At 50.6% G+C, this 8,374-nt stretch carries 3 protein-coding genes and 1 pseudogene; all 4 read right to left on the bottom strand.

The annotated features are described in order from the left end of the window. Nucleotides 1–49: 49 nt before the first annotated feature. The 4 genes and pseudogenes from AAC147_RS17630 to AAC147_RS17615 all read right to left on the bottom strand — a co-directional run bounded on the left by AAC147_RS17630 (nucleotide 50) and on the right by AAC147_RS17615 (nucleotide 8,297). Complete coding sequence (locus AAC147_RS17630; protein ID WP_047683299.1) at nucleotides 50–5,536, bottom strand: Ig-like domain-containing protein; 5,487 nt, start codon at nucleotides 5,534–5,536, stop codon at nucleotides 50–52. 282 nt (nucleotides 5,537–5,818) lie between these two features. Further along, nucleotides 5,819–6,841 (bottom strand): annotated as a pseudogene (locus AAC147_RS17625) (IS701 family transposase); the annotation flags it as partial. A gap of 187 nt (nucleotides 6,842–7,028) precedes the next feature. Further along, a complete protein-coding gene (locus AAC147_RS17620) occupies nucleotides 7,029–7,286 on the bottom strand; it encodes a helix-turn-helix domain-containing protein (RefSeq protein ID WP_047683297.1) in 258 nt (85 codons plus the stop codon). Nucleotides 7,287–7,535: 249 nt separating this feature from the next. Further along, nucleotides 7,536–8,297 carry an integrase domain-containing protein gene (locus tag AAC147_RS17615; RefSeq protein ID WP_047683301.1) on the bottom strand — a complete coding sequence of 254 codons (762 nt, stop codon included), beginning with the start codon at nucleotides 8,295–8,297 and terminating at the stop codon, nucleotides 7,536–7,538. Between the last annotated feature and the right edge of the window lie 77 nt (nucleotides 8,298–8,374).

The raw sequence follows: 8,374 nt of genomic DNA, 5'->3' as shown, positions 1-8,374 counted from the left end.
TTTGTGTAGAAGAGACAGGGTCTGAACCGGGCCTTGGGAGGAATGAACCTTAGTTCATCGTGACAGCTTCGGATTTACCTCCAGAGTCATCGACCCCGACCAGAGAGATGGTCGGCATCGTTTCATAGGTGCCCTTGCTGATAGTGACTCGATCAGAGCTGATGCTCTGCAACTCACCGCCAATGGTCCATTCGTAGGATTTCATACGACCATCGGTATCTTCGCAGCTCGCATAGACGATCCACGATCCCTGAGTCTCTCTTGAGCTCAAGCTACATGCTGGCAACTTGTTCTCTACCACATTGATGTTCACCTCACCCTCAGCTTCATGCCCCATCTCAGAGGTTATTTTCAGCTTGATGCTGTGTTCACCAGCGCCCAGAGTTGCTCTGCCATAGTAACCGCTGCTATCCAACGGCGTTCCGTCTACCGAGTAGACACGAGTTGAAATACGGTCGCGTGGGTGGCCGCCAGAAATGTACGGTCGCAACAGTACATCCAGAGGCTCACGCTCGTATTTGTTCGAGCCGGAGTATTGAAGGTCGATAGCGTAGGGCTCTGCCTGGCCGATCTTGAGCGGTTGCTCAATCACGGTCTCATGACCGCGAGCATCACGGACAGTCACCTTGATGTTGTAGTCACCCGGCTCATTGATCACAAAGGACCGGACAATATCCTGACGCTTGTCCTGAATCACTGCACCTTCCGGCAACTCCCAGTCATAGGTCGGCTTTTCCAGCTTGCCGTTGAAGGCAATTGGTCGCACTGACGCTGTGATTGTTGCAGGGGCCACGTCTGCGTTCTTTCTGATCTGCATACCGAAGCTCGGCCATACATACTGCCACACGCGGGAACGCAGACTGTGTGAGGCCTCTGCACCCTGATCTCGGTACCCTTCGATCCAGGTGGTGTACTTCGTTTCTACAGTAGCCTGGTTGAGGTCCGTGTCCGAAGGTACATACTCGGCGGTATCACCCTGAACAATCGAGCCATTAGGCAGCGTAAAGAACCCATTCAGCTTCACGTCCATCCCATGGTAAGGCAGGCTGGTTTCAGCTTTGAACACGTACTTCTTACCGGTCTCAATGACTCTCGGCCCTGTCACGTAAGGGTGGGGAGCCTTAACCGCTCGGAAATCTACAGCCGTCTTCGCCACTTCATAGGCATAACCATCATCTGCCGGTGCCGTGGTGGAGCGCACCCGAGCCCACAGGCGGAACCGAGTCTCCTCATCACTTGCAAGCGTGATGCTGCTACCAGTCTGCGAGTAGGTCTTTCCACCGTCAGTGGACCACTCAACAACAGCACTACTCTCAGATAGAGGCTCATCGTTCAACATCAAGTTCGCGGTGTACTTACCTTCACTACCCACAAACAACGTAGTCGGGCCTATAACAGCAATATCAGGTTTGTCATAGGCGACTACGCTGACCGTTTCGGTGTACTTTTCCGCACCCGAGTTAACGTTCACCACCTTAGCTCGAACCTGGTACTCACCTTTGTCGAAGGTCTTCACAAGCTGATACTTGTATCGATCTTCTGGGATGAACTGTTCCCAGGTTTTACCATCGTCCTTACTGGTTTCCCACACAACTTGGCCGGTAGCCCGGAGGTCCTGACGGTCGGCCAGAGACAACGTGAATACTGTGGTGAACGGCGCTTCACCAGATAGCTTACGAGCCTCCACTCCAGCACCGATGGCTCCGCCACGGAGCACCGTCAGGAAGGCAGGCCTGATCGACAACTCTGTTCGGTTGTAACCTTCAACAGGGCTGTCCAGAACAGCCTCAGCCGAAATACGGACAGAGGAAGTATCCACACCGGACAAATCCACAGAGAACTGAGCTTCACCGTTTGATGCTTCCGCATAATCAGTAAGAGCCACTGTCTCGTTGTAGGCCTTTTGCTGGATCAGGCGAACTTTCCACACCCCCATCGTGTTTGCGTCATAGTCGCCGTCAGGCTTGTATTGATCACGAATGAGGACACGAACCGGCAATGCCTGGGTGTCAATCGCGGTATCACCTTCAACCTCAACGATGGGACGGATGCTGTCAGAAGGCGCTGAGATAGCCCGGTAGACAACCTCCGTCTTCACATCAGGCACCTTATTGTAGGCCGTATTCACCTTGTAGGTGGTCTCCTCCCACAACGCTCGCTCATCGGTATTGATGCGACGATACACCTTGTTGGTGGCTCCCCATCCCGGAGTGAAGGTTTCAGACTCCAGAACATCCGAGTTGCACGAGATGGCAATATCCAAATCAGCTCGTTCGGAGTTGATAATGGCATCACCCAGGTAGTTACCTGTCATCGGCACCATGTAGATGTTGTCTTTGAAGTTATACTTGGAGGACAGTTCAACAGTCGGAGCTGGTGGATCAACGGCTTCGACATTGAAGGTCTCGTCGTTCAACGTCACCCGAGTACCATTACGGGTAAAAATACTTACCCGCCAACCCAGAGGGTGATCACCGTTCTCGGCCAAGGAGCCTGACAGCGACGGCGATTCCGATAACTGGTCTTGGACCAATCCGTCAGGGATCTGCTGCCACTCAAACAGACATGTCCGGCTTGCGTTGCCCACAGCCTTGTTCGCGGCCTCGTTTTTCGCACGGTCAGCGCTGAGGGTAATCGAACAGTCAGGACCTTTGCTCTGCTTGAAGTTCACATCAAAGTCTTCAATGACGCGATTCACCTGAGCAATATCATCAATCGGCGAGTAGCCAACAGAGCCATAGGCTGTAGTTACTGTCAGGTTTTGTGAGCCTGAACCAACCTTCACCTTGGAACCGTCACCACTGAACAAATACAGGCTGTATTCAACAGGTTGGTCGCCAATGCTAACAGCTTGTCCCACTAGCCCTGCGACCTTCAAGCCGTTGTTGTCTTGGGTAGTTTGTTCCGCTTCGTCTGGAGTTCTATCCCACTGGAGCAAACACACAGGGTCACGAATCGGATCTGCGGCCATTGCCACATCCTGTTTCGTCGTGAAGCGACAAGGAACTCCTGTATCAGGCAAAGCATAGATTTTCACCGGATCGATAACCTGGCGAATCGTCCATGATTCAGCAGAGAGCTTGGCCGAAGCCTTCCAAGTATTGATGTCAACGGTCAAAATGGGTGAGTTCGGTGCAGAAGTCATGACAAGGAGGCTTGAGGTCCCGACCACATCCAGCACAGCCGGTTTGACAGGAATGCTCAAACGTCCTCTTGATGTACCAAAATCATGTTGGCTCATGATCCCCATTGTCTGGCCCGGTTCGATACGAACTCCATTCACCACCAGCGGCACTTTGGCGTCAGAACGAAGGGTCGCAAATACATCGTAGGAACCTGTGACGACAGCACCATCGCTGAGGGTCAGAGGCTTGGTCTCTATTATTCTGCTACCATCGGAATGAGTAAACTCATGCGGTACTGCGGGAATCATGACCTTCCCATCCATACCATCTGCCAGCATCACCTGACGAGGCTTGTACTCAAAGACGACGGCCTTTTGTACCGAGTTGCCCTGAGCATCTTCACCTGTGACGGTCAGAGTGTACGATTCCCCTTCTTTCAAAGATGGGAACATTACCGGGTATTCCAGACGGAAACGTCCCTTGACTTCCTCGCGCCAAGACAACTGAACTTTGTCGTTGGCTGGGCCACCAACAAGGGCAATGGACGTCAGCTTTGGTGATGGATCAATGGCATCAGCTAGGGTGATGACAATATCATCCAAGGTCTGAATATCTGAGCCATCAGCCACACTGACGGTCATCGCTGGAGCCGTTCTGTCAGAAATGAGCTGAAACATAGGCAGCCGAGTCAAAGGCCCGTGCATCTCTTCTGCCGCGGCAACTAGGTTATACTGCCCTTCAGGGAGCGTTTTAAGGTCCCATTGGTAAGTGTAATTTTCCCAGTTATTAGCAACAAGTCCCCCAGTAGGGGACAGCTTGTTCCCTTTACTGTCTTCAATCCACGCACTTTTTAAACGAAGCCTGTCAAAGTACGAACCACGTCCTAGCTGAGTTACAAACAATGTAAACACCTTGTTGTTCTGGTCGTACTGTTGACTAAGCTGCGGATAGTGCTGATCGTTCCAGTTTACTTCTGCCCACATCGGGTTAGAAAGCAATGACTTATCAGGGTTGTAAATCGTTACGTTATCGTGAACGTATCCGGTTGTACCCTTCGCCATTGTGAAGCTGTTGGAAATTACACAACTATCCTGCCCAACGGGTATTTCACAGCTACCACGATGTACTGCTGTTTGAACGTAAGGTCGGGGTTCAACCTTTACCCTCATACTGCTAACAGTGGCAGGGAGAATTGAGTTATTAACCCAGTAGCGGTACATGCTCGACCACCCAATATCACTGTAGTTGTACTCAACACCCAAGAGCTTAGGACTTTGAGACGCAGATGGAGACAGTGTTAGGTTGTAGGAAATGTACCCACCTCCCCACTGCCCAAAGTTAACCCAACGCCAGTAGTTTCCATCCGTGTGTCCATAAGGCGATGTGGTTACTAAGTAGACGTAATTTCCATCCTCGCCAACTTTGCTCATCTCTCCAAGAGAATTGACCATGTTTACGCCACCTTCTCGATACTCGTGCCAGTTATTACGTGGAATACGCCAAGCCAATTTAATGGGGTTGGTTTTGACTACCATTCCACCAGTGTATGGCACAAATCCCACCAACCCCGGCCCCAAGTTATTTGAGCTAGACGGGTCAAAAACACCAAAGGGGGCTGACGGGGCATTAGTGATATCATCAAACATCACCTTTTGCCGAGGCGAAAGATAACTATTTCCAGCACTGTCGATCACTTCAAATTGAAGAGTAAAAAGTTCATCTAAGTCAGAACTTGGGAAAAATCCACTTTCAAAATACTGCCTCGCCTGTTTATTGGCGTCATCGTAGTTCACTGACACATCTTTGTAGAGCGAACCATCCTGGCGATACAGTCTCGCTTGTACGCCTTTGATGGGAGAATCGTCAGAAATGCCGGACATCAGGAAAGCATTATCCTCAGCCCCCCCAATACCCAATTTCCAAACATCACCGCTGATCACTTGCCCGTAGGAATCGTAAACGGGGGTGAGAGACGTGTAGGTTGGAGGGGTTATATCAACAGTCAAAGGATATTCATCAGTCTGAACGGTCGATCCATCAGATGCAATAATTTCTGCTCTGATTTTATATAATCCAGCCACAGGAGCTGGTAGTTGAAGTTTCGCACCATAGTAGGATTTTCCACCCACCGTGATGCGATCCGTGGCCCCAAGAAGGTGACTGGTCGCTGCCGAAACCACTGTTCCATCCGACCGAAGTACCGAGATCTTGACCTTTCGGTCGATACCGGCACTCAAGGCAAACGAAACGTTGCCCGTCGGGTTGGCATAGTTGGCATTCGGAGGCAGAGACCGTTGAGCACCATCTGGAGCCTTAAAGGTATATTCCAGCAACTCTGCATGAGCAGCACCAGCGGTAAGAACCGCCAGAGCTCCCAGCAACGCCGGAAGTTTAGGCTTGAAATTGATCATCGCATTCTCCATTCGTTTTGAGTTACAAGAACCCAATGCTGGAGGTTACGGGAAGGTGTGCATAAACATGGGCTGTGAAAGTGCCCTTTTTGAGCAAATGAGGAAAGAGTTGAGATTTGTTATGACTAGTACTACAGTTGTAATTTCTCTTTAATCAAAGGATTACCCCTTCGACGGTAATGGCATTGTTGTGCACAGTATTGATGTCGTCGTCGCCAGTAAGACCAATATAGGATCTGTTCGAAAGTTGCTTCCGTCTTTTCCATCAGTTTTGACAGCAGCTTACGCAGTTCCGGGATACTCAGGGCTATCAGTCCCTCCGGTGTTTTTTTTCTCCTGTATCCGCAACACGGCCAGCACCGCATAGGCCAGTAAGGACAAGGTAATATGCCGATACCAACTGTGCCATTGTCGCACTTCGTAATGATCCAGCCCGCACTCGCCTTTTGTCTCTTCAAAACCGCTTTCGATTTCCCAGCGATGTCCGGCCACCTGAGCCAACATCTTGAGCTCCGCCTGAGCTTCGGGGGCATAGACCACATAATAAGCCCGCTCCCGCTTCTCATCCCGACTACACCGAACCAGCAGATAATGACCATAATCCCGTTCTTCTTCACTTGTCTGTAAACGCCAAAGCGGAATACGCATCCAGTCATACTCGCGTTCACCTTTGGCTCCCTGTCCTGCGGACTGTTTTTTCCAACTTTCGGCCGGCTGCTTATCGACAATCACATCGGCCCTGACAGACGTGGGACCTTGCCACCAGAGTGAGTCACTTTTGGCGATGGCTAACACAAACGGTTGATGCCGGGACTCCAGCCAACATCGCAGGTCGCGATCACGTCCATACACGGCATCGGCGGTGACCCAACGACAGGGGACGTCGGCATCGAAGGCCCGTTCCAACATTTGGCGCGCGAGTTGGGGTTTAGTGGCAAAGCCCACTGAGTCAGGAATGCCGGCAGCGGCACAGCGGGGACGGTCCTCAATCCACGGTTCAGGCAGGTATAAGGCCCGGTCAATAAAGGCATAGCCGCCGCGGCCAGCGTAACACAGGAAGACGCCTATCTGACTGTTTTCTACCCGCCCAGCGGTTTCACTATACTGTCGTTGGACGCCGGCAGAATGGGTGCCTTTCTTGATAAATCCGGTTTCATCAACGATAAGGCTCCCTTGCTCATCGCCGAGATGGTCAGTCACATAGTTGCGTAAAATATCGCGGGCCGCCCCGGCATCCCAGCGGGCGCGTTCCAGAAAATACTGAATGCCATCAGGCGAGTGTTCACCCAGCCATGCGGCCAGTTGACAGGTGATTGCATTGAACACCTTCCCCTATTTCCAGGAAAATATATCATAAGCTATCATGCCACAATCGGGCGTACAGCTGTAGTACTAGGGCTATTGAAGTGAAAAGAGTGAATGTTATTGCTAGTGAGAAGATACCCCGTGACGGCTATCTTCCCGGTGATTTTCAAATAACAGACTGATTATTTTATGACTTATTGCGAACTTTACGTTCAATAAGCTGACCACACTGATCGTAATATCGACTAGGCCAAATTTCAGAGGGATGTATTTCGAGATAGTTAGCAATAATCCATTCGCCTTTAGGCCACGGACGGCTAAGCGTATTTGCCAGTGTAGATGAACTCAATCCCGCTTCACGAGAAACAGCCGCTAAAGTTGTACCCCGCTTACGCAATGCAGCAATAATATCTGCTTGATGCCAGTCATTTTTAACGTTATTCATTCCTGCTACCCCTTCCATTAATTATTCATTGATGGTGGCGACTCAAGCAAGGTTTGCAGACCGGTCACGAATTCCGGCGAGGCGTTAACCTCCCCTGCCTGAATCACCATTGAAAGGGTGATAGCGGGCACTGGTAGAAACTTCCTACCAGTGATTCGTGATACAAGGCTGCAAAACCTTGACCATTGGATTTTGCCAATGGCGGGAATACTTTAACGGATTGTTTTATCGGACTCAATAACCGAAACACTAAGTTGAACAACTATAAACCCGTTCGACATACCGCCCACGCCCATCACCATGCCCCAAGTCCATTGAAACCAGTGCCCGCGCTTCCTGATGACTAAAGCCCTGTTGTTGATAAAATCTCAGTGCATCCTGTGCCCACGCATACCGCAAACTATGGGGTGAATGGCAACCGGTTAAACCAATTTTTGTAGTGTGTGTTCGCCAGTAGTTCATGGCTTGTTTGAGATCAGGTTTATCAATCAATCTGCCGTTACGTTGTTCACCAATAATAATGGCTTGTTCGACAGACGCTTGGACTGCCGCAACATCCAGCACACGGGTTTGTCGTGGTCGGCCACCTTTTGTGCCGAAAACTACCTGAAGTTTCGGTTCTGGCTGTTCTAGCTGTTTGCGCCAGCTTTTCAATGACGCTCTGCATTGCACGGCTTCCTGAGAGCGTAATCCCAGTGCCTGATTACTCAAGCGCGGTGAAGTTTCCAACTTCTCACGGCCTGCCATCCGAAAGATATTACGCAGTGCCGCCATTTCATTTTGCACCGTTCGCTTGGCGATCCCCTGAGATAAACGAGTATCAACATACTGTTCTACGTGCTTGGTTTTCAAATGCTTCAGGCTTTTCACCTGAATATTCAGGCTCAACAACAATGCGCCCAGACGTCCGGCAATCCGAATGCGATCATTGCAGGTCTTATGATTGCAGGTCTTATGACTGCCGCCCCCTTGCCGAGCAAAAAACTTTAATTCTTTCATCAATCGACTCATCCATTTTTCTCCACTGATATCTGACAATCTACGTTCTCTGGCGCGCGACAATGCGGGCAAAACAGGAAATGCCTGCT

Origin of the sequence: Xenorhabdus sp. NBAII XenSa04 (genome assembly GCF_963866145.1) — a bacterium.
Classification (GTDB): Bacteria; Pseudomonadota; Gammaproteobacteria; order Enterobacterales; family Enterobacteriaceae; genus Xenorhabdus; species Xenorhabdus indica.
The sequence above is the reverse complement of the archived record's forward strand: the minus strand, read 5'-3'. Positions and strand labels throughout refer to the sequence as shown.

Coding starts and splice junctions, on each gene's coding strand:
- AAC147_RS17615 (WP_047683301.1), bottom strand. CDS start 8,297: ATGAGTCGATTGATGAAAGAATTAAAGTTTTTTGCTCGGCAAGGGGGC.
- AAC147_RS17620 (WP_047683297.1), bottom strand. CDS start 7,286: ATGAATAACGTTAAAAATGACTGGCATCAAGCAGATATTATTGCTGCA.
- AAC147_RS17630 (WP_047683299.1), bottom strand. CDS start 5,536: ATGATCAATTTCAAGCCTAAACTTCCGGCGTTGCTGGGAGCTCTGGCG.